Annotated in this window: 15 protein-coding genes and 2 pseudogenes; 12 read left to right on the top strand and 5 right to left on the bottom strand. The window is 70.6% G+C overall.

Going from position 1 to position 25502, the window contains the following annotated elements:
• Positions 1-52: 52 nt before the first annotated feature.
• The 4 genes from FHX40_RS04800 (at position 53) to FHX40_RS04785 (ending at position 4197) form a co-directional block, all read left to right on the top strand.
• Complete coding sequence (locus FHX40_RS04800; protein WP_211350160.1) at positions 53-1366, top strand: DUF4032 domain-containing protein; 1314 nt, start codon at positions 53-55, stop codon at positions 1364-1366.
• 60 nt (positions 1367-1426) lie between these two features.
• On the top strand, positions 1427-1936 hold the full coding sequence (locus tag FHX40_RS04795) for a VOC family protein (protein WP_170198711.1): 510 nt from the start codon (positions 1427-1429) through the stop codon (positions 1934-1936).
• A gap of 736 nt (positions 1937-2672) precedes the next feature.
• The gene (locus FHX40_RS04790) at positions 2673-3722 is read left to right on the top strand and encodes a WD40 repeat domain-containing protein (RefSeq protein ID WP_142258491.1); all 1050 of its coding nucleotides are present in this window, start codon (positions 2673-2675) and stop codon (positions 3720-3722) included.
• A gap of 136 nt (positions 3723-3858) precedes the next feature.
• The gene (locus tag FHX40_RS04785; RefSeq protein ID WP_142258490.1) at positions 3859-4197 is read left to right on the top strand and encodes a hypothetical protein; all 339 of its coding nucleotides are present in this window, start codon (positions 3859-3861) and stop codon (positions 4195-4197) included.
• Between the two features lie 46 nt (positions 4198-4243).
• Here FHX40_RS04785 and FHX40_RS04780 read toward each other — a convergent pair whose 3' ends face one another.
• Complete coding sequence (locus FHX40_RS04780) at positions 4244-4450, bottom strand: hypothetical protein (RefSeq protein ID WP_142258489.1); 207 nt, start codon at positions 4448-4450, stop codon at positions 4244-4246.
• Here FHX40_RS04780 and FHX40_RS26210 point away from each other — a divergent pair.
• The 7 genes and pseudogenes from FHX40_RS26210 to FHX40_RS04745 form a co-directional block, all read left to right on the top strand.
• Positions 4390-5775 (top strand): annotated as a pseudogene (locus FHX40_RS26210) (nSTAND1 domain-containing NTPase); the annotation flags it as partial. The gene FHX40_RS04780 and the pseudogene FHX40_RS26210 sit on opposite strands and share 61 nt — an antisense overlap.
• 79 nt (positions 5776-5854) lie before the next feature.
• The gene (locus FHX40_RS04770; protein ID WP_268241053.1) at positions 5855-7699 is read left to right on the top strand and encodes a WD40 domain-containing protein; all 1845 of its coding nucleotides are present in this window, start codon (positions 5855-5857) and stop codon (positions 7697-7699) included.
• Between the two features lie 326 nt (positions 7700-8025).
• Positions 8026-8511, top strand: coding sequence for an effector-associated constant component EACC1 (locus tag FHX40_RS25675; RefSeq protein WP_244941581.1), 486 nt, complete (start codon positions 8026-8028; stop codon positions 8509-8511).
• Positions 8498-9118 (top strand): annotated as a pseudogene (locus FHX40_RS26205) (caspase, EACC1-associated type); the annotation flags it as partial. The gene FHX40_RS25675 and the pseudogene FHX40_RS26205, both read left to right, overlap by 14 nt.
• 223 nt (positions 9119-9341) lie before the next feature.
• Positions 9342-12950: an nSTAND1 domain-containing NTPase gene (locus FHX40_RS04755; RefSeq protein ID WP_142258485.1), complete on the top strand. Its 3609-nt coding sequence runs from the start codon at positions 9342-9344 to the stop codon at positions 12948-12950.
• 507 nt (positions 12951-13457) lie between these two features.
• On the top strand, positions 13458-13841 hold the full coding sequence (locus FHX40_RS04750) for an effector-associated constant component EACC1 (RefSeq protein ID WP_142258484.1): 384 nt from the start codon (positions 13458-13460) through the stop codon (positions 13839-13841).
• Positions 13828-18435, top strand: a complete 4608-nt coding sequence (locus FHX40_RS04745) for a caspase, EACC1-associated type (protein WP_142258483.1) — start codon at positions 13828-13830, stop codon at positions 18433-18435. Before FHX40_RS04750 ends, FHX40_RS04745 begins: the two co-directional genes overlap by 14 nt.
• 145 nt (positions 18436-18580) lie before the next feature.
• Here the strand turns inward: FHX40_RS04745 and FHX40_RS04740 are convergent, their stop codons facing one another.
• The 3 genes from FHX40_RS04740 to FHX40_RS04730 all read right to left on the bottom strand — a co-directional run bounded on the left by FHX40_RS04740 (position 18581) and on the right by FHX40_RS04730 (position 21329).
• Positions 18581-19075: a 2-thiouracil desulfurase family protein gene (locus FHX40_RS04740; RefSeq protein ID WP_142258482.1), complete on the bottom strand. Its 495-nt coding sequence runs from the start codon at positions 19073-19075 to the stop codon at positions 18581-18583.
• A 147-nt stretch (positions 19076-19222) separates the two neighbouring features.
• The gene (locus tag FHX40_RS04735) at positions 19223-19918 is read right to left on the bottom strand and encodes a class F sortase (RefSeq protein WP_229789079.1); all 696 of its coding nucleotides are present in this window, start codon (positions 19916-19918) and stop codon (positions 19223-19225) included.
• Positions 19908-21329 (bottom strand): hypothetical protein, encoded by a 1422-nt coding sequence (locus tag FHX40_RS04730; RefSeq protein ID WP_142258480.1) that lies wholly within the window; start codon positions 21327-21329, stop codon positions 19908-19910. The genes FHX40_RS04735 and FHX40_RS04730 overlap by 11 nt, the downstream gene beginning before the upstream one ends.
• 400 nt (positions 21330-21729) lie before the next feature.
• On the opposite strand from FHX40_RS04730, the gene FHX40_RS04725 reads away from it, so the two are divergent.
• A complete protein-coding gene (locus FHX40_RS04725) occupies positions 21730-22929 on the top strand; it encodes an acyl-CoA dehydrogenase family protein (protein ID WP_142258479.1) in 1200 nt (399 codons plus the stop codon).
• 26 nt (positions 22930-22955) lie between these two features.
• Here the strand turns inward: FHX40_RS04725 and FHX40_RS04720 are convergent, their stop codons facing one another.
• Positions 22956-25382, bottom strand: a complete 2427-nt coding sequence (locus FHX40_RS04720) for a Tex family protein (protein WP_373286905.1) — start codon at positions 25380-25382, stop codon at positions 22956-22958.
• Positions 25383-25502: the final 120 nt, after the last annotated feature.

The raw sequence follows: 25502 nt of genomic DNA, 5'->3' as shown, positions 1-25502 counted from the left end.
GCGGACGCGTTACGGTAACCACCGAAATTCCCCCCGATTCCAGGAGTTGTCCGTGCCGCTCCAGATGACCGGTGCGCCCAGCGACCCGGACCTGATCCGCCTGCCGTGGGACCTCCCGCTCGAGGAGTGGCCCGAGCGCCACTTCGTCGCCCTCCCCCGCGGCATCTCCCGGCACGTGGTCCGGTTCGTCCGGCTCTCCGGCCACGTCTACGCGATCAAGGAGATCAGCGCGCGGTACGCCAAGCGCGAGTACACGCTGCTGCGCGACCTCGCCCGGCTCGACGCCCCGGCGGTGGAGCCGGTCGCCTACGTCACCGGGCGCACCCGCGCGAACGGCGAGCCGATCGACGCCGCGCTGATCACCCGGCACCTGCAGTTCGCCCTGCCGTACCGGGCGGTGCTGTCGGGCTCGCTGCGGCCGGACACCCTCACCCGGCTGCTCGACGCGCTCGCCGTGCTGCTCGTCCGGCTGCACCTGACCGGGTTCTTCTGGGGCGACTGCTCGCTGAGCAACACGCTGTTCCGCCGGGACGCCGGGGCGTTCGCCGCGTACCTGGTCGACGCGGAGACCGGCGAGCTCTACCCGACGCTCACCCGGGGGCAGCGGGAGCACGACATCGAGGTCGCGCATGTCAACATCTACGGCGAGATGCTCGACCTGGAGGCGGGCGGCATGCTCCACCCGAGCATCGACCCGGAGGCGGTCGCGCACGAGATCGTCGAACGGTACCGGCGGCTGTGGGACGAGCTCACCGAGGACGAGATCATCGAAGAGGTGGAGTGGCACCGCATCGACGAGCGCATCCGCCGCCTCAACCAGCTCGGCTTCGACGTGGCCGAGATGATGATCCGCCGCAAGGCCGGGACCGCCCGGCTCATCGTGCGGCCCAAGGTGGTCGACGCCGGGCACCACCAGCGGCGGCTGCTGCGGCTCACCGGCCTCGACGTGGAGGAGAACCAGGCGCGGCGGCTGCTCAACGACCTCGACTCGTTCCGGGTGGCGAAGGGGCTGCGGCACGAGGACGAGGCGATCGTCGCCCACCGCTGGCTGGTCGAGGCGTTCGAGCCCACGGTGAACGCGGTCCCGCCCGAGCTGCGCGGCAAGCTCGAGCCCGCCCAGCTCTACCACGAGGTGCTCGACCACCGCTGGTTCGAGTCCGAGAAGGCGGGCCGGGACATCGGGCTGGAGGCCGCGGTCCGGTCGTACGTCGAGAAGGTGCTCGTGCACAAGCCGGACGAGCAGGCGGTGCTGCCCGGGACGCCCGAGGAGGCGGCCCTGACCGGCGCGGACGATGAAGCCCTGTCCGGTACGGACGGCGAGGAGGAGGCCCTGTCCGGGGCGGGTGAGGGAACCGGGGCGGCCTGATCCGTTACCGATCAGCCCTCTAGAATTCCGTTCTGTCGATCACCACGGAGAGGCGGGCGCGTGGACATCGCACGGGAACTGGCAGGGCTGAACGCGATCTTCGACCACACGGCCGTGGCCGCGCGGCGCATCCGCGACCTGCTGCCGATCTACCAGGACCTGCTCGGCGGGGTCTTCGTGAGCGGCGGGGACAACGTGGTCAACGGGTACCGCACCCTGCAGCTCCGCTACCCCAACGGCGGCAAGATCGAGCTGATGGAGCCGCTGGCGGGCTCGACCTTCTTCGACAGCTTCTTCGAGCTCACCCGGGGACGGGGTGGGGTGCACCACCTCAACTTCCACGTGCCCGACATCCACGCGGCCGTCGAGGCGCTGCGCGAGCGCGGGTACCGGCTGTTCGGGCTCAACCTGGAGAACCCGCGCTGGCGCGAGGTGTTCCTCCACCCCAAGGAGGCCCACGGCGTGCTCGTCCAGCTCGCCCAGCCGGGACCGCGCGGGGAGCGGACCGAGACCCTCGAGGACGTGCTCGCCGGACGCGGTTTCCAGGGCAACGGCATCCCGAGTCCCTGATCGCGGCGTACGTACGCGGGCCGCGGTACGGCTCCGCCCGCGCTCCCCACCCGCCGGTGTGACGCACCCGCAGACCGGACGGCGACGGCCGGGCGGCCGCACCTGCGGCGGCCCCGGCGGATCCGGGCATCCCTGGTTTACCGGCGCGCCTTCCCACGTCCGCCGCGGCGATTCCCCATCCTTTATCACCACAACGCCGGTTTCGGACGACGCCGCATCCCCTGGCCTGCGAAATATCGCACCCTGTTCCGGGCGCGTGCCGGCGCGGCCACCCGGCGGCGGGGCGTTCGCCGGGCGACGAGCGCGGGCGGACGTCCGCCGAGGCTCCAGGGCGGGCCCAGGCATGGCCACCGGCCACCCAGACCAGCAGAATTTTCCCTGGTCATCGGCTTCCGGGCCGACGATATCGAACCGTTACCCACAATTCCGGCGACGGACGAACCTTCGTCACGGCCGCATAGTCGAACGGCATGGAAGCACGATGACGGGGGTTTTGATGGAAATCATGCAGAACAATTCCGGGAATCACTTCTCGTCCACTTCATATCGCGGATCCGCCGCTTTCACGGCCGGCGACGCCGAATTCCTCCCCGGCCGTGAAGAGCCGACCGGGGAGCTCACCGGGAACAGGCCGTCGGGTTCGGGCGGGTCCTCGCCGCGAGGGCGCGAAGCCGGCGCGACCCGCCGGGCGGGGGGCCGCCGGCGGCGGGCGCTCGCCCTGGCGGCCTCGGCGCTGGTGATCGCCGCCGCGGCCGGCACCGCCGCCACGGCCGCCGGTGCGACGGCCGAGAGCGAGCAGGTACGCGCGCGCTCCCTGTCGCTGCGGCTCGCCGCCGCGGCCTCGGAGACCGCCGGAGAGGCCCGCGTCAGGGCACTCGAGGCCGCCCCCAAGCTGGAGCGCGCCGTCCTCAAGGGCCACACCGGCGCGGTGACCGGGGTCGCGTTCAGCCCGGACGGCAAGCGCCTCGCCACCGCCTCCGCCGACAAGACCGTCCGGCTCTGGCACGCGAGCTCCGGCAAGTTGATCACCAAACTGCCCGGCCCCGCCGCCCATGTGAGCGACCTCACGTTCAGCCCCGACGGCTCGCTCCTCGCCGCAAGCGACGACGACGTCGTCCGGGTCTGGAATCTGCGCTCGGGGCGGCTGCTCAAGCTGCGCGGTCACACCGAGCCCCTGCTCTCCCTCGCGTTCAGCCCGGACGGTAAGCGCCTCGCCAGCAGCGCCGCCGACAACACCGCCCGGCTGTGGGACGTCCGCTCCGGGAAGCCGATCGCCACCCTCACCGGCCACAAGAAGCCCGTGGACCGGCTCGGCTTCGCCCCCGGCGGGAAACTCCTCGCCAGCGCCGGCGACGACGGCGTCCGGCTCTGGAAGGTGCCGTCGGGCAAGCCGGTGGCCACCCTCAAGCACGCCGGAAAAGAAGCGATCTTCTTCGCGTTCAGCCCGGACGGTAAGCGCCTCGCCGCGGCCGGCGTCCGCTACAAGGGCAGGCGCGCCGGGGACGTCGTGCAGGTCTGGAAGGTGCCGTCCGGCAAGGCGGTCGGCTCCTTCGACACCGGCGTGTACCCGTCCGCCGTCGCGTTCAGCCCGGACGGTAAGCGCCTCGCCACCGCGAGCATGGGGAACGACGCGGTCCAGCTCTGGGACGTGGCGTCCGGCAAGCTCGTCGCCACCTTCAAGGGCCACCGCACGAGGGTCTTGGATCTCGCGTTCAGCCCGGACGGCACCCGCCTCGCCACCGCGAGCAAGGACCGCACGGCCCGCGTCCTGCGGGTGCCCCGCTGAACCGGGCGCACCGCCCGAGGCGTACCGGGGCCGGCCGCCGCCGTACCGCTTGGCGGCGGGCTCGCCACCGCCGCCGGTGCGCCCACGCCCGGCCGCCCCGGGTCACCGAGCATCCCAACGACGACTGCGACCCCTGATGAGCGGCACTGAGACGCACCTGCTGCTGGCCGCACCCGGCACGCGCGTGCTGCTGGTGGGATCCGGCACGTACGCCGCCGGATCGCTGCTGCCCGAGGTCGACGCGGTGCCCGGCACCGTCGCCGACCTGGGGCGATGCCTGGTGGAGCGGGCCGGGCTGGATCCCGCCAACCTGACCACGCTGGTCGATCCGGCCACGCCGATGGAGCTGGGCGCGGCCCTGGTCGAGGCCGCCGAGCAGGCCAACCCGACGTGCTCGTCGTTTACTACGTCGGCCACGGCCTGGTCGACGCGGACGGCGAGCTGTACCTCGCCACCCAGGCCACCGTCGACCTGACCAGGGGGATCCCGGCCTACCAGGCACTGCCGTACGCGATCCTGCGTCAGGCGCTCGCCCGGTGCATGGCGATCGTCGTGGTGGTGCTGGACTGCTGCTTCTCCGGCCGCGCCTCCGGCCTGGGCCAGGCCGCCGGGCGACGGCTGCTGGACGCCACCCCGCGGGGCACGTACCTGCTCGCCGCCGCCGGCCGTGACCAGGCGGCCTTCGCCCCGCCCGGGCGGCCGCACACCGCGTTCACCGGGGCCCTCATCGACCTGCTCACCCACGGGGACCCCACGGCCCCCGCTGCTGGATCTCGACGACATCTACCGGTGCCTGTCCCGCACCCTGCCCGAGCAGGGGTATCCCGCGCCGCGCCGGCAGGCCACCGACCACGGCGACCGCCGCCCGGTGGCGCCCAACCCCGCCTTCCCCCGTCACCGGCCCGCCCGCGAGGGTACGGCGCGCGGGGGCGCCGCCGACGGGGAGTTCAGCCCGTACCGCGGGCTGGCCGCCTTCACCGCCGACGACGCCGACTACTTCTTCGGCCGCGAGGAGCTGACCAGGGCGCTCGTCGACCGCGTGTCCACCCAGGCCGCCGCGGGCGAACCCCTGGTGGTCACCGGGCCGTCCGGGTCGGGCAAGTCCTCCCTGCTGCGCGCCGGCCTGATCGCACGCCTGCGACGAGCCGCGGACACCGAGATCATCCTGCTGACCCCCGGCCCCGACCCGCTCGGCGCGCTGGCCGCCCGCCTGGCCCACCTGGACCGGACGTACCCGGCCGACCTCCGCGTCTGGCTGGAGAAGGACCCGGCCGTCCTGAGGCACGTGGTCGCCGACACGCTGGACGGGCGGCGGGCGGTCGTCATCGTCGACCAGTTCGAGGAACTGTTCACCGCCTGCACCGACGAACGGCAGCGTCAGGTCTTCATCCAGGCCCTGCACGCGCTGTGCGGGAAGGACGCCGTGCGTGGCTCGGCCCGTCCGGCGTCCGCCCGTACCGCAGGTGAGACGGATCCGGAGCCGGTGGCCGTCGTCGTTCTCGGCGTACGCGCCGACTTCTTCGGGCACTGCACCGCCTACCCGGAACTGGTGCCCGCGCTGGAGCAGGCCATGGTGGTCGGTCCCATGTCCCCCGCCCAGCTCCGGCAGGCCATCGAAGGACCCGCCCGGAAGGCCGGGCTGACCCTGGAGCCCGAGCTCGTCGACCTCATCCTGGAGGACCTGGGCACCGAGGCCGAGGGTGCGGAGACCAGCGCCGGTGTGCTGCCCCTGCTGTCGCACGCGCTGCTCGTCACCTGGCAGCACCGCGAAGGCCACATGCTGACCCTGGCCGGATACCGCGCCGCCGGGGGCATCCATCGGGCGCTGGCCCGTACCGCCGACGCCACCCTGGAGGAGCTGGACCTGGGTGCTCAGGCCATCGCCCGCCAGATGCTCACCCGCCTGGTCCGCATCGGCGACGGCGAGAACGACACCCGCCGCGCGGTGCCGCTGGAGGAGCTGCTGCCCGGGCTCGGCTCCGCCCAGTACCACAAGGCCCGCCAGGTGCTCGACCGGTTCGCCCGGGCCCGCCTGCTCACCGTCGGTTCCGGTACCGTCCAGCTCGCGCACGAGGCGCTGATCCGCGCCTGGCCCCAGCTCCCTCAAGGCGTTCCTCAGGCCGGAGCGCGCCATCCTCACCGGGCAGACCGGAGCGGTGCACGGCCTCGCCTTCAGCCCCGACGGCGCCGTTCTCGCCGTCGCCGACGACGCCGCGGTCCGGCTTCGGGACACCCGCACCGGCGATGTGATCACCACGCTCACCGGTCCCGGCGAATCCGCGCGCAGCCTCGCCTTCAGCCCGGACGGGGCCCACCTCGCCATCGGCGACGACAGCGGCGCCATCCGGGTCTGGAGCACCGCCACCCGGACGATCACCGCCAATCTCAAGGGCCATACGAATCCCGTGGCCGGCCTCGCCTTCAGCCCCGACGGAAGGCTCCTCGCCTCCGGCGGCGAGGACCGCTCCACCCGGCTCTGGGCGATATCCTCGGGCGAGCAGCTCGCCACCGTCTCCCATCGCAGGAACGTGAGCGCGGTGGCGTTCAGTCCCGACGGGAGGCGCCTCGCCACCGCCGGGGATGTCGGCCAGGTCTGGGAGATTCCCTCGGGCAGGCCGATCGCCACCCTCACCGGGCACGATGGGGCCGTACAGGCCATCGCCTTCAGCCCGGACGGCCCCCGTATCACCACCGCCGACAAGCAGGGCACCATCCGCGTTTGGGACGCCGCCACTCACAAAAGGCTCGAAACCCGGGAAATCGACTCTGATGGCGTGACCGACCTCGCCTTCGGCCCCAACGGGACCTACCTCGCCGCCAGCGGGGTCAACGACCGTACCGTCACGCTCTGGGATGTTCGGCTGGGTGTGCCGGTCGCCGTGCTCGCCGGTCACGCGAGCTCCGTGACAGAGCTCGTCTTCAGCCCCGACGGCTCCCGCCTCGCCACGGCCGACCATGGCGGTACCGTCCGGATCTGGGACACCGCCATCGGGAAGACCATCACCCGGCTCACCGGCCACACCGGACCGGTGACCGGCCTCGCCGTGAGCCCCGACGGTACCCGCCTCGCCACCGCCGACCACAAAGGCGCCGTCCGGATCTGGGACACCGCGACCCACACGACCATCGCGACCGTCAAAGGCCGCGGCCGGCGCGTGCACGCGATCGCCTTCGGTCCCACCGGAACGCGGCTCGCCATAGCCGATGACGACCGCACCGTCCGGCTCTGGGACGCGGCCACACACAAGACCACGACACATCGCATCGGCGGCACCCGGCCTCCGCAGGCGGCCGCCTTCAGCCCCGACGGGAAACACCTCGCCACCGCCGACGACGACTCGGCGATCCGGCTCTGGGAGGTGCCCTCCGGCCGTTCGATCGCCACCCTCACCGGCCACACCGGCCTGCCTCGCCGGGTCGCCTTCAGCCCCGACGGGAAACACCTCGCCTCCACCGGTGACGACGGCACCATCCGGATCTGGGACACCACGACGCGGAGATCCGTCAGCACGCTGAAAGGCCAAACGGGGATGCTGTTCGCCGTCGCCTTCAGCCCGGACGGAAGGCTCCTCGCCGCCGCCGGTGACGATCCCACCGTCCGGCTCTGGCAGGTGCCTTCCGGCAGGCCGGTCGCCACCCTCACCGGTCACACCCACCTCGTCAAGGACATCGCCTTCAGCCCCGACGGGAAACGGCTCGCCACCGCAAGCGACGACGGCACCATCCGGATCTGGGACACGGCGACGCGCAAGACGATCACGGCCCTCAGCGACCTCCCGCTGCTCCTGTACGCCGTGACCTTCGGCGCCGACGGGAAACTCCTCGCCACCGCCGGTGCCGACGGCGCCCGCCTCTGGAACGTGGACCTTCCGGCCGATCCGTTCTCCGCCGTGTGTGACCTCGAGGGCGAGCAGATGAGCAGAGAGGACTGGATCCTGTACCTGCCCGAAGAGTCCTACCGGCGAGTCTGTCCCTGACGCCATCGCCGAACCGCGACCGCGAACGGAACGCCGAGGCGAGCGTGTTCGGCACCGGTCGCTTCCGGCCTGCCCGGCCGGTGGAGGCTCAGCCGATGCGGCCGCCGAAAAAACGCCACCGCACCGTGCGGCGGATCGATGACGGCGTACGCCGGCCGATGAGCCGGACGGCTCGGCTGTGCCGGCCGTACCCTCGCCCGATTCGATCCGGCTCTGCCGGCACGTCGTGATCCGCCAACAACGCTGCCACCGCGGCGCATCAGGCGCGGCGACGTCACCGGAGGCGTCGGCTCTTTCCGTCCGCAACCCCCTCGATCACGCAGAGCGTGACTACAATTACTTTCAGTTGCAATCGCCCTGACTCTTCATCGATCAGGCGGTTGCCGTCCCATCACCCAAGCCCCCAAGCGTCGAGAGAGTCCCCGTTGGATGCCCTGGTAATCACATCGGAGAACGGCTCCGCGGACCTGCTCCGCGAGCTCTACACCTGGCTACTGGACGAGCCAGAGCTACGCGGACGCGTCCGCCTCCACGAGAAAGCGGCCGCTCCGGGCAGGCTCGGCGGGATGTCCGACACCGTGGTGCAACTGATGCTGGGGTCCGGCGGTGGAGCCGCCACCGCCGCCAGCGTGATCATCGCCTGGCTCCGCACCCGCCGCGGAGAGATCACGGTGAAGCTGACCCGCGGCGACCAGACCCTGGAGGTCTCCGCCAAAGGCGTCAAGGACATGAGCGAGGAGGCGCTGCGCGAGCTGAGCACGCACATCGCCGGACAGCTCGCCGCCTCCGCAACCGCGGATGAGCGGCACTGAGCGCCGCCTGCTGCTGGCCTCACCGGGAACGCGAGTCCTGCTGACCGGGGCCGGAACGTACGCCTCCGACTCACCGCTTCCCGAGGTCGGCGCGGTACCCCACACGATCGCCGATCTGGGCCGCTGCCTGGTGGAACGCGCAGGACTTGACCCCGCCTGCCTGACCACCCTCATCGACCCGCGAACACCGATGGAACTGGGCGCGGCCCTGGTCGAGGCCGCCGAGCAGGCCACCGACGTGCTCCTCATCTACTACGCCGGCCACGGCCTGATCGGCGCCGACAACGAGCTGTACCTCGCCACCCAGGCCACCGGCGACCTGACCAGAGGAATCGCGGCCTACCAGGCACTCCCGTACGCGATGCTGCGGCAGGCACTCGCACAGTGCACCGCCCCCATCGTCGTCGTGGTGCTGGACTGCTGCTTCTCCGGCCGTGCCACGCCCCTGGGCCACGACGCCGCCCGGCGGCTGCTGAACGCCACGCCGCAAGGCACCTACCTGCTGGCCGCCGCCGGGCGCGACCAAGGCGCCTTCGCGCCGCCGGGCAGACGGCACACCGCCTTCACCGGCGCGCTCATCGACCTGCTCACCAACGGCGACCCCACCGCGCCCGCACTACTGACCCTGGACGACATCTACCGGTGCCTGTCCCGCACCCTGCCCGAGCAGGGGTACCCGGCCCCACGTCGGCAGGCCACCGACGACGGCGACCGCCGCCCGTTGGCGCCCAACCCCGCCTCCCCCCTCCCGCCAGACGCCGCGGACCGGAAAGGCACGCCCGGACGGTCACGCCACGGACACCGATGGCGGGTTCAGCCCGTACCGCGGATTGGCCGTCTTCACCGCCGAGGACGCCGACTACTTCTTCGGCCGCGACGACCTGACCCGGGCACTCGTCGACCGGGTGAGCGCGCAGATCACCGCGGGAGGCCCGCTGGTGGTGACCGGTCCGTCCGGCTCGGGCAAGTCCTCGCTGCTGCGCGCCGGCCTGATCGCGACCCTGCGGCGCACCACGGACACCGAGGTCACGCTCCTGACCCCCGGCCCCGACCCCGTCGGCACGCTCGCCGCCCGCCTGGCCCACCTGGACGGCTCCCGCCCGGCGGACCTGCGCGCCCGGCTGGAAAACGACCCGGACGCACTGCGATCACTCGTCGCCGGGACGATAGGCGACGGGCAGGCGGTCATCGTCGTCGACCAGTTCGAGGAGCTGTTCACCGCCTGCGCCGACGAGCGGCAACGGCAGATCTTCATCCAGGCCCTGCACGCGCTGTGCCGCCAATGTGCGGTTCCTTCCGACGAACCGACCGCCTCGGCCCATGTCTCCTGCGAGTCGGTGGGGGTCGTCCTCGGCCTACGCGCCGACTTCTTCGGACACTGCGCCGCCTACCAGGAACTCCTGCCCGCCCTGGAACACGCGATGGTGGTCGGGCCCATGTCCTCCGCCCAGCTCCGTCAGGCCATCGAAGGCCCCGCCCGCCGGGCGGGGTTGACCCTGGAGCCCGGGTTGGTCGAGCTCATCCTGCAGGACTTGGGCACCAACCCCGACACGGACGGCGACGACCGAAGTGACACGGCCGCAGGGGTGTTGCCGCTGCTGTCGCACGCGCTGCTGGTCACCTGGCAACACCGTCACGGCCGCATGCTGACCATGACCGGGTACCGCGCCACCGGGGGCATCTACCGGGCGCTGGCGCGTACCGCCGACACCACCCTGGAACACCTGGACCTGGGAGGGCGTGCCATCGCCCGCCAGATGCTCACGCGCCTGGTCGGGCTGGGTGACGGCCAGGACGACACCCGCCGCATCGTGCCGCTGGTCGAGTTGCTGCCCGGCCCTGAATCCGCCGAGTACCGGAAAGCCCGCCAGGTACTCGACAGGTTCGTGAAGGCCCGCCTGCTCACCGTGGACGCCGGCACCGTTCAGCTCGCCCACGAGGCGTTGATCCGCGCCTGGCCACAGCTGCGCCTCTGGATCGACACCGACCGGTCGAGCCTGCTGGTGTACCAGCAGCTGAGCCAGGACGCCGCCGAATGGCACCGCCACGACCGGGACCCGGCGTACCTCTACCAGGGCACCCGACTGGCCAACGCCCAGCAGGCAGTCGCCCTGTGGCAGACCGACCCCGGCCGCTATCCGGCCCTGAGCGGCACCGCCCGCGACTTCCTGAACGCCAGCGAGGCCACCGCAAACCGCCGCACTCGGCGGCGTCGTCTCACCGTTGGCGCCACGGCCGTGTCGCTGGTGCTGGCCCTCACCGGCGCCGGTACCGCCGGGAAACTGGCCGCCGATGCGGCGACGGAACGTGCACGGTCCCTGTCACGCCTGCTCGCGGCCCAGAGCGAGAGCGTGGCCGCCGTCAACATCCGTCTCGCACGGCAGCTCGCCACCGCGGCCTGGGATCTCGCGCAGACCGACGAGGCCCGCGTCAGCCTGATCAGAGCCTTCATCAGTCCAGAACGCGCCGTCCTCACGCACCGGACCGGCCTCGTGTCCGCGATCGCCTTCAGTCCCGACGGAACCCAGCTGGTCACCGCCGGCGACGACCGCACCGTCCGCCTCTGGCAGATGCCCTCGGGTGAACACATCGCCACCCTCAACGGCCACACCGCGCCCGTACGAAGACTCGCCTTCAACCCCGACGGAACCCAGCTGGTCACCGCCGGCGACGACCGCACCGTCCGCCTCTGGCAGGTCCCCTCGGGTGAACACATCGCCACCCTCAACGGCCACACCGCGCCCGTACGAAGACTCGCCTTCAACCCCGACGGAACCCAGCTCGTCACCGTCGGCGACGACGGCACGATCCGTCTCTGGCAGATGCCCTCGGGCAAACGCGTCGCGACCCTCAGACACCGCCTCGGATTTGTCAACGACGTCGACTTCAGTCCCAAGGGAAGCCAACTGGCCACCGCGGACGGCGACCGTACTGTCCGCCTCAGGGAGGTTCCTTCAGGCGAACCTATCGCCGCCCTCACCGGCCACACCGAACCCGTCCGCAAGGTCGCATTCAGCCCCAAGGGCACCTACCTGGCCACGGTCGGTGACGACCACACCGTCCGCCTCTGGGACACGGCCACGAGGAAGACCCACGTTTCGCTCACCGGCCACAGGGATTTCGTTGCCGCCGTCGCCTTCAGCCATGACGAAACCCAGCTGGCCACCGCCGAAGGCGACGGCACCGTCCATCTCTGGGAGGTTCTTTCCGGCGAGCTCATCACCACCCTTACCGGGCACACCGGTGCCGTACGCGCCATCGCGTTCAGCCCGGACGGAACTCATCTCGCCACCGCCGGCCACGATGGCACGATCCGTCTCTGGGACATTTCCTTGAGCAAGGCCGTCGTCTTCGACGCCCACGGCGACTACGTGCACGCGATCGCCTTCAGCCATGACGCGACCAAGCTGGCCACCGCCGGCGACGATGGCACCGCACGGCTGTGGGAGGTCCCCTCCGGCAGACGCATCACCACCCTCACCGGCCACACCGGCCCCGTACACGTCGTGGCCTTCAGTCCTGACGGCAAAGTCGTGGCCACCGCCGGCAGCGACAGCACCGCCCGCCTCTGGGACGCACACTCCGGCACACACATCACCACGCTCAACGGCCACGCCGGACCGATACGAAAAATCGCCTTCAGCCCCAAAGGACCTCATCTGGCCACCGCCGGCGACGACGGCACCACGCGGCTGTGGGAGGTCCCCTCCGGCAGACGCATCACCACCCTCACCGGCCACACCGGCCCCGTACTCGCCGTCGCCTTCAGTCCTGACGGCAAAGTCGTGGCCACCGCCGGCAGCGACAGCACCACCCGCCTCTGGGACGCACACTCCGGCACACACATCACCACGCTCAACGGCCACGCCGGACCGATACGAAAAATCGCCTTCAGCCCCAAAGGACCTCATCTGGCCACCGCCGGCGACGACGGCACCACGCGGCTGTGGGAGGTCCCCTCCGGCAAACTCATCGCCACCCGCATCCAACACGTGCGCGACATCGCCTTCAGCCCCAGAGGCACCCATCTGGCCACAGTGGGCCTCGACCACACCGCGCGGCTGTGGGAGGTCCCCTCGGGCAAACTCGTCGCCGCCCTCACCGGCCACACCAAATCAGTAAACAACGTCGCCTTTAATCCCAAAGGCACCCATCTGGCCACCGTAGGCGACGACGGCACCGCCCGGCTGTGGGAGGTCCCCTCCGGCAAACTCATCGCCACTCTCACCGGCCACACCAAATATGTGAACATCGTCGCGTTCAGTCCAGAAGGAACCCACTTGGCCACCGCCAGCAGCGTCGCCACCATCCGGATTTGGAATGTGAACCTTCCACCTGATCCGTTCCGCGCCGTCTGCGGCCTGGTCGGCGACCCTATGACCAGGCAGGACTGGGCACGGTATGTCCCCGAGGAGCCCTACCGGAGGGTCTGTCCATGACTTTCACAGCTGAGGTCGCAGGGCACGGCCATAGGTATCGCGACCAGCGTCGGTCACGGCCGCCGGATTGGCCTGGAGAAACACAAGAGCCGGAGCAACCGGATTCAGTGGCGTAAGCGAACCGACGTCGCCAGGTTCCGGACTGGCCGGCGTACGGGCCGAAGCCCCAGCCCGGCTGACCTGCATGTAGCCGAGCCGTCGTCATCCGCCCTCATCCGAGCCGCGCCGGACGGTGGCCCACTACCCCTCCAGCGCAGCCCGTTGCCCTGAAATCAGCCTTCTCAACCACGTAGGAGTACGCGTTTGCGCACGACTCTCTCGTCTTCCTCGTACGCAGACAGCATGCGACGGCTCGCGTACGAATGATCGGATTCTTCCCAACCGATTCACCTTTCTCGGTGCGCTGACGCATCCTCAGCGGTTGTACAAGAATGCAAAGAACGATCGATCAACGATCAATACAGGACACCACTGCCATTCGGAGTGGTAAACGACTCGGGAGGGTCTTTGACCGTACTGGTGACCTTTCCGGAGGGCGGATCGGCGGATCTGCTCCGTGACCTCCATACCTGGCTGGTGAACGAGCCCGATCTACGAGGCCGCGTCCGGCTTCGTGAGACCCCTGCCGCCCAAGGCACGCTGGGACCGGCCGTTGACGCGCTGCAACTGATGCTGGGCGCGGGTGGTGGGGCCGCCACCGTGGCCACCGTGATCATCGCCTGGCTGCGCAGCCGCTCCGGTGAGATCACGGTGAAGCTGACCCGCGGCTACCAAACCCTGGAGGTCAGCGCCAAAGGCGTCAAAGGCATGAACGCGGAAGCGCTGCGCGAGCTGACCACACACATCACCAAGCAGCTAGAGACCCCCGCGACGACCGATGATCGGAGCTGAGCCGCACCTGCTGCTTGCCTCACCGGGCACGCGCGTGCTGCTGGTGGGATCCGGCACGTACGCCGCCGACTCGCTACTGCCCGAGGTCGACGCGGTGCCCGGCACCGTCGCCGACCTGGGCCGCTGCCTGGTGGAACGAGCAGGCCTGCATCCCGCCAACCTGACCACGCTGATCGACCCACCCAGCCCCTTGGAGCTGGGCGCGGCCCTGGTCGAGACCGCCGAACAGGCCACCGACGTGCTGATGGTCTACTACGTCGGCCACGGCTTGATCGGTGCCGACAACGAGCTGTACCTGGCCACCCGGGCCACCGTGGATCTCACCAAGGGCATCGCGGAGCACCAGGCACTGCCGTACGCGACCCTGCGTCAGGCACTGGCACACTGCACGGCATCGATCATCGTCGTCGTTCTGGATTGCTGTTTCGCGGGCCGCGCCAAAACCCTGAGCCGGGACGCTTGGCGGCGGCTGCTGGACGCCACGCCGCAAGGCACGTACCTGCTGGCTGCGGCAGAGCGGGACCAGTCCGCCTTCGCCCCGCAGGGCAACCGGCACACCGCCTTCACCGGCGCACTGATCGACCTGCTGGACAACGGCGACCCCACCGCGCCCGCCCTGCTGGACCTGGACGACATCTACCGGTGCCTGTCCCGCGCCCTGCCCGAGCAGGGGTACCCGGCCCCGCGCCGGCGGGCCACCGACCACGGCGACCGCCGCCCTGTGGCGCCCAACCCTGCCCGCCTCGCCCGTCGAAAGCCGCAGGAAGGCGCGCAGGATGATGCCGGCCGGACGGCCGGTCCCGGCGGAGACGGCGAGGGGGAGTTCAGCCCGTACCGCGGGCTGGCCGCCTTCACCGCCGGCGACGCCGACTACTTCTTCGGCCGGGAGGAACTGACCAGGACGCTCGTCGACCGCGTGGCCGAGCAGGCCACCACCGGCGACCCCCTGGTGGTGATCGGGCCATCCGGCTCGGGCAAATCGTCCCTGCTGCGCGCCGGCCTGATCGCGACCCTCAGGCGATCATCGGGTACCGAGGTCATCCTGCTGACCCCCGGCCCCGACCCGCTCGGTGCACTGGCCGCCCGCCTGGCCCATCTCGATGGCTCCCACACCGGGGACCTGCGCGCCCGACTGGAGAAGGACCCGGCCGTACTGAGGCAGGTGGTCGCCGACGCACTGGACGGGCGGCAGGCGGTCATCATCGTCGACCAGTTCGAGGAGCTGTTCACCGTCTGCGGCGACGAGCGGCAACGGCAGATCTTCATCCAGGCCCTGCAGGTGCTGAGCCGTAGACCAGCGGGCGATCGTGGCAACGCGACCGTAACGCCGCCCACAGGCTCCGACGGTGCGGCGGTCACCACGGGGGCGCGGCCCGCCGCGGTCGTCGTCCTCGGCGTACGCTCCGACTTCTTCGGACACTGCGCCAGATACCGGGAGCTGGTGCCCGTACTGGAACATCCTGTGGTGGTCGGGCCCATGTCCCCCGCCCAGCTCCGCCAGGCCATCGAAGGGCCGGCCCACCGCGCCGGGCTGAGTCTGGAGCCCGGGCTGGTCGACCTCATCCTGCAGGACCTCGGCACCGAGCCCGTCGAGGCCGGCGGCGCCGACCGGGGCGTCGCCGAGGTGGGGGTGCTGCCGCTGCTGTCGCACGCCCTGCTGGTCACCTGGCAACACCGCGAAGGGCGGATGCTGACCATGGCCGGGTACCGCGCGACCGGCGGAATCCACCGGGCGCTGGCCCGCACCGCCGATGCCACGCTCGAACAACTGGACCTGGGAGCCCGTGCCATCGCCCGCCAGATGCTCACCCGCCTGGTCCGGCTCGGCGACGGCCGGGACGACACCCGCCGGGTCATGCCGCTGGACGAGCTGCTACCGGCGCGGGAATCCGCCCAATACGGCAAGGCCCGTCAGGTGCTCGACCGTTTCGTCAAAGCCCGCCTGCTGACGGTGGACGCAAACGCCGTCCAGCTCGCCCACGAGGCCCTGATCCGCGCCTGGCCACGGCTTCGCCTCTGGATCGACACCGACCGCTCGACCCTGTTGGTCCACCAGGCGCTGAGCCAGGACGCCGATGAATGGCATCGCAACAACCGCGATCCGGCGTACCTGTACCAGGGCGTCCGCCTGGCCGGCGCCCAGCAGGCCGTGGCCCGGTGGCAGAGCGACCCAGGCCGCTATCCGGTTTTGATGGGCATCGCCCGAGAGTTCCTTCACGCCGGCGAGGCCGCCGCGAACCGCCAGGCTCGACGTCGAAGTCTGACCGTTCTGGCCTTGGCCATATCGTTGGTGCTGGCCCTCACCGGCACAGGAATCGCCACAAAATTCGCGCTCGACGCCGGGGAAGAGAGCGCCCGTTCCCTGTCACGTCAGCTCGCGGCGCAGAGCGAGAGCATTGCCGATACCGATATCCGGCTCGCGCGGCAACTCGCCACCACGGCCTGGGACATCGCCCAGACCGAGGATGCGCGTCTGAGCCTGATCAAATCTCTCCTCAGCCCTGATCGCGTCACCCTCACCGGTCACACCCAGCCCTTGTCCACAGCGGTTTTCAGCCCGGACGGAAAACTCCTCGCCACCGCAAGCAATGACAACACCGCACGCCTCTGGGACACAACCACCGGGAAAACCATCGCCACCCTCACCGGACACACAAACCATGTGACCGACATCGCCTTCAGCCCAGACGGAAAACTCCTCGCCACCGCAAGCCACGACAACACCGCACGCCTCTGGGACACAACCGGAAAACACATCACCGCCCTCACCGGACACACAAACTCTGTGACCACCGTCGCCTTCAGCCCGGACGGAAAACTCCTCGCCACCGCAAGCGACGACGACACCGCACGCCTGTGGGACATAACCACCGGAGAAGTGACCATCCTCACCGGTCACAACCACTCTGTGACGGCCATCGCCTTCAGCCCGGACGGGAAACTGCTCGCCACTACCAGCTACGACAACACCGCACGCCTGTGGGACACAATTTCCGGAGAACCCATCGCCACCCTCACCGGACACACAGGCTCTGTGACCGCCGTTGCATTTAGGCCGGACGGAAAACTCCTCGCCACCGCAAGCCACGACAACACCGCACGGCTCTGGAACACAACCGGCAAACACATCACCACCCTCACCGGACACACAGACAATGTGACCGACATCGCTTTCAGCCCGGACGGAGAACTCCTCGCCACCACCAGCTACGACAACACCGCACGCCTGTGGGACACAACCTCCGGAGAACCCATCGCCACCCTCACCGGACACACAGGCTCGGTGACCGCCGTTGCATTTAGGCCGGACGGGAAACTCCTCGCCACCGCAAGCGACGACAACACCGCACGCCTCTGGGACACGACCACCGGAGAAGTGACCCTCCTCACCGGGCACATGAGTTCTGTGACCGCCATCGCCTTCAGCCCGGACGGGAAACTCCTCGCCACCGCAAGCGACGACAACACCGCACGCCTGTGGGACACGACCACCGGAAAAACCATCACCACCCTCACCGGACACACAGACTCGGTGACCGACATCGCTTTCAGCCCGGACGGAAAACTCCTCGCCACCGCAAGCCACGACAACACCGCACGCCTCTGGGACACAACAGGCAAACACATCGCCACCCTCACCGGACACACAGACTCGGTGACCGACATCGCTTTCAGCCCGGACGGAAAACTCCTCGCCACCGCAAGCCACGACAACACCGCACGCCTCTGGGACACAACAGGCAAACACATCGCCACCCTCACCGGACACACAGACTCGGTGACCGACATCGCTTTCAGCCCGGACGGAAAACTCCTCGCCACCGCAAGCCACGACAACACCGCACGCCTCTGGGACACAACAGGCAAACACATCGCCACCCTCACCGGGCACGAACAGTGGGTGACCGCCATCGCTTTCAGCCCGGACGGAAAACTCCTCGCCACCGCAAGCCGCGACAACACCGCGCGTCTGTGGGAGACAACAGGCAAACACATCGCCACCCTCACCGGGCACGAACAGTGGGTGACCGCCATCACCTTCAGCCCGGACGGAAAACTCCTCGCCACCGCAAGCGACGACAACACCGCACGCCTCTGGGACACAACAGGCAAACACATCACCACCCTCACCGGACACAAACACTGGGTGACCGCCATCACCTTCAGCCCAGATGGAAAACTGCTCGCCACCGCAAGTGCCGACGCAACCGCACGGGTCTGGGACACGACCACCGGAAAAACCATCACCACCCTCACCGGACACAAGCACTATGTGACCGCCATCACCTTCAGCCCGGACGGAAAACTCCTCGCCACCGTAAGCCACGACAACACCGCGCGGCTCTGGGACACGACCACCGGAAAAACCATCACCACCCTCACCGGACACAAGCACCATGTGACCGCCATCACCTTCAGCCCGGACGGAAAACTCCTCGCCACGGCGAGCGCTGACGGAACCGGGCGTATTTGGAATGTTGAGATTCCGAGTGATCCGTTTCTCGCGGTATGTTCCCTAACGGGCGGCCAAATGGGTAAAGAAGACTGGGAACAATACCTTCCAGGAGAGCCTTACCGGGAGGTCTGTCCCTAGAGTTCACGTGAAGGGGTTCAGGAGCACGGTGCCGTAGACCTCGCACCCCTTGGGGGAAGTTGGCTTTCGCGGTCGACACCGGGCTTACCGCAGCCCTGGGTGGTCAGGTTGCGTCCGATCACAAGAATCGGCTGGGTGATGCGGTTCAGCCCTCAAGCCGTTCCAGGTGCCGCGCGGCATCGCTTATGCGGTCTTCTCCGTAGACGGTGATGCCGTGGGACTCCAGCAGCGCGGTGGTCACGCCACTGCCCGACACGGAGACGCCTCGGAAGCGGCCGTCATAGATGCGCAGGCTGCCGCAGGATGGGCTGCCTTCCTTCAGGATCGCGATGCGGATGTCGTTCTCCTGCGCGGCCTTCAGCGCGGCGTGGGCACCGGCGAGGAAGGCCGCGGTGACGTCGGTTCCGTCGGCGGTGAGCACACGGGCCTCACCGGCGAGCACGGCGGTGCCGCCGGCGCCACCTTCGATCTCGGCCGGGGGTCGGGGCACCGGCAGGCCGCCCTCCACCTCGGGACAGAACGGAACCAGCCGCCCTTCCGCTCGCCAGCGGGCGAGGAGCTCATCGTCGCTGGTCTTCGCCCGGCCGTCGAAGCGGACCGGCCGTCCCAGCAGGCAGGCGCTGACCAGAATCCGGTGCATGGCTTCACCCTATGCCTCGCCGCCGCTCGCTCGGACTAGCGCTGATCTTCTCGTGTCGGCATGCGATGGCACGATGGCAGGCCGTACTGCTTCGGCCCGAGAGAGGGAGGAAAGCAGGGGACGCGGTCCGGCCAAGTGGCCGCGGCGTCAGCGGACGTCGGTCAGGGTGGCGTAGACGATGATGTTGTCCTCGTAGGTGCCGGATTTGGGGTCGAAGGCGCCGCCGCAGGTGATCAGGCGGAGGCCGGCGTGGGGCAGGTTGCCGTAGACGCGGGCGGTGGGGAAGGCGTGTTTGTCGACGCGCTGGACCTCGTCGACGCGGAAGACGGCGACGCGGCCGTCCTCGCGTTTGACCTCGACGGTGTCGCCCTTGGCGAGGGTGTGGAGGCGGGCGAAGACGGCGGGGCCGGCCTTGCTGTTGACGTGGCCGACGATGACGGCGGGGCCGAGCTGGCCGGGGGTGGGGCCGAGGCGGTACCAGCCGGTCAGGTTGGGGCGGTTGAGTGGGGGGACCTCTAGCCAGCCGTCCTTGTCGAGGCCGAGGGAGCGGACCGGGGCGTCCACCTTGATCTTGGGGATGCGTACCCGCTTCGGTGGGGACTTGGGCAGGGTGAGCGGGGCGGCTTCGGCGGAGGCCCGGCCGGCACCGGAGCCCGGCTCGGCGATGTCGGCGGTGTCGGTGGTGTCGGCCGCGCTGGTGTCGTCGGCGGGGCCGATCACCTCGGGGGTGCCGGGGTCCAGAAGCAGGACGAGGCCCGCGGTGATCGCGCCGACGCCGATCAGGGCGGCGAGTGCCAGGGCCACGGCGAGGATGCGGCCGTGGCCGCGGGGCTCAGCGGTCACGGCTCCCACCGCCGTGGGCGGACGCGCGGCCGCGCAGGTACGCACCGGCCGCCGCGGAGCCGAGCAGCAACGCGGCTCCCCCGAGGATCAGCAGGCCGGCGGCGGGGCCCTGGTCGGTGGCGGCCCCGGTGCGGGCCCAGCCCTTCGGGGTGACCTGGACCTGCGCGGTCTCGGTGACGTACTCGGTGCGGGTGGGCCGGGGTGACGCGGGCACCGTGACCGTCGCGTAGTGGGTGCGCGTGAAGGTGCCGGTCGGTGTCGGTGACGTGGACGAGTCGGTCGGCGCGGGCGTGCTGTCCGTGGGCGTCGGACTCGTCGGGCTCGGCGAGTCGTCGCCGGGGGGCGAAGAGGTGCTCGGGGACGAGGCCACGACGGTGATGCGGATCGCGGCCGGGGTCGCCGACGTGGCGGGCGTGCAGGCGAGACGGGCGATGCCGTCGTGCACCGGGATGATCAGGTCGGGCGTGGCCGGTGTCTCGCTCTGGCCGGTGGCGTCTCCGTTTCCACCGGCGGTGTTCTCGCCGGAGCCGGGGCTTGTGGTGGTGTCGCTTGGGCCGCTCGCGGCGGTGGCGTTCTCGCTCCCCGCCGGACCGGACTCATTGCCGGCCGTGCCGTTCGCGTCGGTCCCGGAGCCGTCGGTGCTCTGCCCGACGCCGGGTGTGGACGAGCCGGTGTCCGTCGGCGACGGGGAGGGTGAGGCCTCGAGGGTGAAGTCGTCGGCCTGAAGCTCGAGGATCATCGCGGCCGTGGGGGTGGCCTGCGCGGTCATGGGCGGCGGCGACAGCGGGCTCGACGCGGGCAGTGGCCCGGTGGTCGATCCGGACGCGGACAGCGTTCGGGTCGCCGTGGGGGTATGCGGGGTCGGCGTGGGGGTCTCCGACTGCTGCGGGGACGGGCTCTGCTGATCGGTGGGAGTCGAGCTCTGCCCGTCCGTGGAGGTGGGCGACGGAGATGTGGTGGCCGGAGTGGGCGTCGGGGTCTCGGTGGCCGGAGGAAGCTCCACCCAGCGGAGGTTGCCACGCATTGTCAGTACGCCGGGGTCGATCGTCTCCTGGAGCGCCACGGGCGTCTCGCCGGGATCGACGCGCCAGGTCAGCTCGAACCCCTGCCCGGCGGTGACCGCGCTGGTCGGCCCCACCAGGGTGACCTGGAAGGTACGCGTCACCGGAGTGGGCGACGCAGTGGACGTCTGCGGGCCGGAGCCCTCGGCGGGGGCCTCCGGGGCCTCGCCGGTCCCCGTGCTCGTCGGGGTGCCCGCGGCGGCGTCCACGCACGTGTACGGCACGCCCACCGCCTGGTCCTCGGCCTGCGCGTGCCCGGCCGCGTATCCGGCGAAGAGCGTGGTTCCGGCACCGGCGAGTGCGACGGCTCCGGCGCACGCCGTCACCGCCGGCCTCAGCCCTACCTTCACAGTCGTCTCCCGGGATGAGTCTGGGCCGTTCCACCTGGCTTTCGGTCGCCCCACGCGCGGAGCCGATGACCGGGGGTCGCGGCGACCCGCGGCCACTTCACGATCATGCGTGCATCAGCTTACTGATCGCCAGTCAAGACAACACTTCATCAAAAAATGACGTTTGTATCGCTATTTCCGGCGAATAAGATGCGTTGATTTGAAATCCCGGCCACAGATCCTCCCGCCGGCGCACAACGTCCCGATTACCGCCACCGGGGCAGGTACCGGACATACTGGGCGCATCAGCACCCGTGCGGGCGGGGGCCGTCGATCGGGCAGGGTGGGTGGGCGTGACCTCCCACCCCGGTCGCTCATGGATTCCGGCCGGGCGGGGAATGCCGCAGCAGGAGGTGCGATCATGAGTGATGCCGGTAACGGTGCCCGCCCCACAACGCCCGACGCCGCCGACTTCCTCGGCGTGGACCGCGGGCTGTCGGAGGAGGAGCGCGCGATCCGCGACGCGGTACGCGACTTCGGCCGGGCCGAGCTGCTGCCGCACGTCGCCGAGTGGTTCGAGGCGGGCACGATCCCCGACCCGCGTAACCTCGCCAAGGCGTTCGGCCGGCTCGGCGTGTTCGGCATGCATCTGTCCGGGTACGGCTGCGCCGGCACGAACGCGGTGTCGTACGGCCTGGCCTGCCGCGAGCTGGAGGCGATCGACAGCGGCCTGCGCAGCTTCGTCTCGGTGCAGGGCTCGCTGGCGATGACCGCGATCCACCGCTTCGGCAGCGAGGAGCAGAAGCAGCAGTGGCTGCCGCGCATGGCGGCCGGCGAGGTGCTCGGCTGCTTCGGCCTCACCGAGCCGGACGCGGGCAGCGACCCGGGCTCGATGCGCACCCGGGCCCGCCGCGACGGCTCCGACTGGGTGCTCGACGGCACCAAGATGTGGATCACCAACGGCTCGATCGCCGACGTGGCGATCGTGTGGGCCCGCACCGACGAGGGCATCCGCGGCTTCCTCGTGCCCACCGACACCCCGGGCTTCTCCGCACCGGTCATCCACAAGAAGCTCTCGCTGCGCGCGTCGATCACCTCCGAGCTCGTGCTCGACGGCGTCCGCCTGCCCGCCGACGCGATCCTGCCGGGCGCCGAGGGGCTCAAGGCCCCGCTGTCGTGCCTGTCCGAGGCGCGGTACGGCATCGTGTGGGGCGTGGCCGGGGCGGCCCGGGCCTGCCTGGAGGCCGCGCTCGAGTACGCGGGCACCCGGGTGCAGTTCGACCGTCCGATCGCGTCCTTCCAGCTCACCCAGCGCAAGATCGCCGACATGCTCGTCGACGTGAACCAGGCGCTGCTCACCGCGTACCAGATCGGCCGCCTCAAGGACGCGGGCCTCGCCCACCACTCGCACATCAGCTTCGGCAAGTTCGCCAACGTGCGCGCGGCCCAGCGCGTGGCGGCGACGGCCCGCGCGATCCACGGCGCGAACGGCATCACCCTCGAGTACCCGGTGATGCGGCACATGGTGAACCTGGAGACCGTGTCCACCTACGAGGGCACCGAGGACGTGCACGCCCTCACCCTCGCCCGCACGGTCACCGGCATCTCCGCCTTCCGCTGACCCGCGCGGGCGAGGAGGGGGTACGGCTAGCGCCGGCCCCGGTCGCGCAGCGCGTCGAGGCCCTTGTCGAGGCCGGCCTTGCGCAGCGCCTCGGCGAGGGCCCCGCCGGGCTGCGGGGCGTTCCGCCCGCGCCCCCGGTCCTGGCCCCGGCGCCCGTCCTGGCGGCGGCCGCCCTGCCGCCCGCCGTCCCGGCCGCCGCCGGAGCCGCCCTGCCGCCGCTCGCGCGAGGCGGCCTCGGCCTCGTCGTCGAGCCGCAGGGTGAGCGAGATGCGCTTGCGCGCCAGGTCCACGTCGAGCACCTTCACCCGGACGATGTCTCCGGGCTTCACCACGTCCCGCGGATCCTTGACGAAGTCGTACGACATCGCCGACACGTGCACCAGGCCGTCCTGGTGCACGCCGATGTCGACGAACGCGCCGAAGTTGGCGACGTTCGTCACCACGCCCTCGAGGATCATGCCGGGCTTGAGGTCGGTGAGCTCCTCCACGCCCTCCTTGAAGGACGCGGTGCGGAACTCCGGCCGCGGGTCGCGGCCGGGCTTCTCCAGCTCGGCGAGGATGTCGGTGACCGTGGGCAGGCCGAACGTGTCGTCGACGAAGTCCTCGGGCCGCAGCGTGCGCAGCCTGGCGGTGTTGCCGATCAGCTCCTTGATCCCGGTCCCGGTCGCGTCGAGGATGCGCCGCACCACCGGGTACGCCTCGGGGTGCACGGCCGAGGCGTCGAGCGGGTCGTCACCGTCGCGGATGCGCAGGAACCCGGCGCACTGCTCGAACGCCTTCGGCCCGAGCCGCGGCACCTTGAGCAGCTCCTTGCGGGACCGGAACGGCCCGTTGGCGTCCCGGTGGGCGACGATGCTCTCGGCGAGGCTCGCCCCGATGCCGGACACCCGGGTGAGCAGCGGCACCGACGCGGTGTTCACGTCCACGCCGACGCCGTTCACACAGTCCTCCACCACGGCGTCGAGCGAGCGGGACAGCTTGGTCTCGGAGACGTCGTGCTGGTACTGGCCCACCCCGATCGACTTGGGGTCGATCTTGACGAGCTCGGCGAGCGGGTCCTGCAGCCGCCGCGCGATCGACACCGCGCCGCGCAGCGACACATCCAGGTCGGGCAGCTCCTTGGCGGCGTACGCGGAGGCCGAGTACACCGACGCGCCCGCCTCGGAGACCATCACCTTGGTCAGCTGCGGCAGCCGCTTGACCAGCTCGGCCGCGAGCCGGTCGGTCTCCCGGGACGCCGTGCCGTTCCCGATCGCCACCAGCTCGACGTTGTGCTTGGTGGCGAGGTGGGCGAGCACCTGCAGCGACTCCTCCCACCGCCGCTGCGGCTCGTGCGGGTAGATCGTGGCGGTGTCCACCACCTTGCCGGTGCCGTCCACCACCGCGACCTTCACGCCGGTGCGCAGGCCCGGGTCGAGCCCCATCGTGGGCCGCGGGCCGGCGGGCGCGGCGAGCAGCAGGTCGCGCAGGTTGGCGGCGAACACCCGCACCGCCTCGTCCTCGGCCTGCTGCCACAGCCGGGCGCGCAGGTCGATGCCGAGGTGGACGAGGATCCGGGTACGCCAGGCCCAGCGCACGGTGTCGAGCAGCCAGCGGTCCGCGGGCCGCCCCCGGTCGGCGATGCCGAAGGTCTCGGCGATGCGCACCTCGTACCCGCTCGGCCCCGGCTGGTCGGTCTCCTCCGGCTCGGGCTCGAGGGTGAGGGTGAGCACCTCCTCCTTCTCGCCGCGGAACAGCGCGAGGATGCGGTGCGAGGGCAGCGAGGTGAACGGCTCGGCGAAGTCGAAGTAGTCGGCGAACTTCGCCCCCGACTCGCGCTTCTCCTCACGGACCTTCGCCACCAGCCGCCCGCGGGTCCACATGCGCTCGCGCAGCTCGCCGATGAGGTCGGCGTGCTCGGCGAACCGCTCCACGAGGATCGCCCGCGCCCCCTCCAGCGCCGCCGCGGCGTCGGCCACGCCCTTGTCCGGGTCCACGTACGGCTCGGCCGCGGCCTGCGGCTCGAGGCTCGGGTCGGCGAGCAGCGCGTCGGCGAGCGGCTCCAGCCCGGCCTCCCGGGCGATCTGCGCCTTGGTGCGCCGCTTCGGCTTGTACGGCAGGTAGATGTCCTCCAGCCGCGCCTTGGAGTCGGCGGCGAGGATGCGGGCCTCGAGCTCGGCGTCGAGCTTGCCCTGGGAGCGGATCGACTCCAGGATCGCCGCCCGCCGTTCCTCCAGCTCGCGCAGGTAGCGCAGCCGCTCCTGGAGGGTGCGCAGCTGGGTGTCGTCGAGCCCTCCGGTCGCCTCCTTGCGGTAGCGGGCGATGAAGGGGACGGTCGCCCCGCCGTCGAGCAGCTCGACCGCCGCCCGCACCTGCCCCTCGCGTACCCCCAGCTCCTCGGCGATGCGCCGGTGGATCGCCGCCTGCGGAGCGGACACCGCCTGCGCGGGCGTGTCCTGTGTGGACGTCGTCACGTTCCTGATCCGCCTTCCCCGTCGGTTCGGCAATAGATTCTGCCCGCTGCCGGGCCCGGCCGGTGCCACGACCGCGGATCGCCGCGCCCACCCCGGGATGAATCACCCGGAAACGGGTAG

Source organism: Thermopolyspora flexuosa (assembly GCF_006716785.1).
Taxonomy (GTDB): domain Bacteria; phylum Actinomycetota; class Actinomycetes; order Streptosporangiales; family Streptosporangiaceae; genus Thermopolyspora; species Thermopolyspora flexuosa.
The sequence above is the reverse complement of the archived record's forward strand: the minus strand, read 5'-3'. Positions and strand labels throughout refer to the sequence as shown.

What these genes read in the sequence shown, in the direction of transcription:
- FHX40_RS04785 (WP_142258490.1), top strand. Translation starts at nt 3,859, where the DNA reads ATGAGCGGCACTGAGACGCACCTGCTGCTGGCCGCACCCGGCACGCGC.
- FHX40_RS04780 (WP_142258489.1), bottom strand. Translation starts at nt 4,450, where the DNA reads ATGAGGGCCCCGGTGAACGCGGTGTGCGGCCGCCCGGGCGGGGCGAAG.
- FHX40_RS04745 (WP_142258483.1), top strand. Translation starts at nt 13,828, where the DNA reads ATGATCGGAGCTGAGCCGCACCTGCTGCTTGCCTCACCGGGCACGCGC.
- FHX40_RS04740 (WP_142258482.1), bottom strand. Translation starts at nt 19,075, where the DNA reads ATGCACCGGATTCTGGTCAGCGCCTGCCTGCTGGGACGGCCGGTCCGC.
- FHX40_RS04725 (WP_142258479.1), top strand. Translation starts at nt 21,730, where the DNA reads ATGAGTGATGCCGGTAACGGTGCCCGCCCCACAACGCCCGACGCCGCC.